We start from the raw sequence: 2,411 nt of genomic DNA on the forward strand, positions 1-2,411 counted from the left end.
GACTTGGATGTCCCGTTTTACATCACGAGATCAAAGACACGCTTGTGTCTAGCGCATTTTGTGCAATAGAGAGATAAGAATTGTGTATCGCTAGGCGCTGGTCATACTGTACCTTGAAGTAGAGTAAGCCCCCTACAAGCAAAATGATCCCAAGGATTGTTAAAAACACCCTGTTCCTAAGCCTCAGATTTCTGATGCTATCGATCATTATTATCGCTCTCCGAACCGCCTATTCTGAGACCTTCTTGTTATGCAATATCTATATTTGGTTTTTATTATTGGAAGCCAAGTGTTATCTAAACTTCTAAGGTTTTTTTATGCTAAACAATTTGTTTGGATAATTCCATAATAATAAAATGTTATTTTATTCAGCGTACTGGTTGAAATTTTTCTATGTGTTTAGATCATCTCTAAACTGTTTTAATCTTATAGCTGGCTGGACACCCTGATTCTGCAGAGGGCCGATGAGAATATTCAACGTCTGCTATTGGCCGAAAGCGGTCATTCAGCCTAGAGGGTCAAAATGTAGGTGTGGATGGCTGTTTCAAGACCGGAAATGGTAGGCCTAGCAAGCGCGAAATGTGACCATATAAGTGACCATTTGATGGAAAACGCTGTTCAAGATCGACTAGGAAGAACTGTAAGCTATTGAATAATATGGAGCCACTGGGCGGAATTGAACCGCCGACCTACTGATTACGAATCAGTTGCGCTACCAACTGAGCTACAGTGGCCGTGAGTTATTCTATAGCCAGACCCCTCTAGGGAACTTTCAATTAAAGCCTAATTATACAATAACTTATGACCAGATTGTGGCGCTGCACTCAGAGTTTAGTTGTAAGTGCTGAACCATCAGTCCCAGCAGGGTGTCCTGTTCAGTTTTGGGCTTGCATCATGCCTTCTTTGGTCGGCAATTCCACCAGCAGCCCAGCATCTTTCCAGCCGTTATAACCCGCGCGGTAGTAGTAGATCTTGCTGTAGCCCCATTTGACCGCCTCGCGTGCCGCTATCGAGCTCATCATGCAATCCTTTCCCCGGCAATGCAGCACCACCTGGTCGTCGGAGTCAGCCACCTTGGCCAGATTCTGAAGGGTGAACTTTCCGCCAGGCAGAGGCAGGCTGACCGCGCCTGGGATTCTCCCCGCTTGATACATGGGCGCGGGACGCACGTCCACGAACGAGATGCCGTCGGCATGCATTTGTTGTGCTGTTGCCGTATCAATAAAGGTGGTGCCTGCAACCGAAGCAGGGGCCGGGCCATCCGGTTCGCCAGCTGCTGCTGTCACTCCAGGTAACAGAATTAACAGGGCCAGTACAACTCTCTTCAACAGATTTTGTAGCATTGTCATGGTTTTGCCTCTTTATTGACTCTTCATGGGCATAAGTGAATCACAACGCAGATTCGATTGGATTGACTATTATCAAGTGATGTTGTTGAGGATCAATCACACAGGCTTATTTCAGGATCACCATCTCCGCTGAGTCGGCATGAGAATAATGTATACGAGTCCCGTTATTAGCCTGTTGTCGCCAGATTCAGCACCAGGTTATCTTATTGGACATTAGAGTTCTTGGTTTTAACTATGAATCGCCCGTTGTCTTACATCTCTTTCGGTGTCCGGGTCTTCTATACATTCTATGGCTTGAATAGTTTGAATGTATGAGTGTGGCAACCCTACTTCAAGTGCACCGATCAGAACGTGATTTAAGTACCAGGAGTAGGTTTTCATGTCCGGGTCAATTTTGGTCGCATAATAAGTGAGAGCCTCAATACTATTTCCATCAGCATCTTCAATAGAGACCAGTTTCTCCTCATAACCATATCCGAGTCCTTCTGCGTAATCTAAATCAGGCTTTTCATCCAGACTAATTTGAAAGACAGCTCCTATTACATCGTCATCAGGACGCTTTGTGTGGAAAGCATCACATTTACCTGAGCCATCATGACTAATTTTATGGAATCGAAGTGGATGTTCTCTGAGTGTATATATTCCCAACCTGTTTGCGCTCGGGGTTCGCTCTCTGAGCCGGGCAAGTGACATGTTAGAACCGTAAGCAAAGTATTTCATGGTTGGATAATTCTTATGCAGGCGGATGCTTATGTATATTGTATCTGCTTGTCATAGCCTGCCATAGATAAAATAATGCAAAGTCAGCAGGTTAGTTTGTGATCTTCATTCAGGCAGCGTTAGACGCACATCAAGCCAGGTTGTCTGTTCCTTCTAAATGAAAGCAGCACACATCACCTCTGGCGATTGCCTGAAACTCGGGTGGGAATAGCAGAGTATCAAAGTAAATAGTGGTGAAGCTCTGCCGTAAAGTCAGTTTGTTACAGTGAGGGCATTGAGTCACTTATTCAGGAGCAAGGCTTGTCATTTATTGACTGCAATTCTCGACTGAGTCAGGTGTAA

2 protein-coding genes and 1 tRNA gene are annotated in these 2,411 nt (G+C 45.0%); all 3 read right to left on the reverse strand.

What is annotated here, in order from left to right; all coding sequences use genetic code 11:
• Positions 1 to 658: 658 nt before the first annotated feature.
• Positions 659 to 734 (reverse strand) — tRNA-Thr (locus tag BOW51_RS09915).
• A 141-nt stretch (positions 735 to 875) separates the two neighbouring features.
• Positions 876 to 1,349, reverse strand: coding sequence for a rhodanese-like domain-containing protein (locus BOW51_RS09920; protein WP_078477574.1), 474 nt, complete (start codon positions 1,347 to 1,349; stop codon positions 876 to 878).
• A 228-nt stretch (positions 1,350 to 1,577) separates the two neighbouring features.
• Complete coding sequence (locus BOW51_RS09925) at positions 1,578 to 2,069, reverse strand: gamma-glutamylcyclotransferase family protein (protein WP_078477575.1); 492 nt, start codon at positions 2,067 to 2,069, stop codon at positions 1,578 to 1,580.
• Positions 2,070 to 2,411 lie beyond the last annotated feature (342 nt).

The sequence above is a fragment of the Solemya elarraichensis gill symbiont genome, from assembly GCF_002021095.1.
Taxonomy (GTDB): domain Bacteria; phylum Pseudomonadota; class Gammaproteobacteria; order Chromatiales; family Chromatiaceae.

Bases quoted from the DNA above. Each gene is read 5' to 3' on its own strand.
- BOW51_RS09920 (WP_078477574.1), bottom strand. From the start codon at position 1,349: ATGACAATGCTACAAAATCTGTTGAAGAGAGTTGTACTGGCCCTGTTA.
- BOW51_RS09925 (WP_078477575.1), bottom strand. From the start codon at position 2,069: ATGAAATACTTTGCTTACGGTTCTAACATGTCACTTGCCCGGCTCAGA.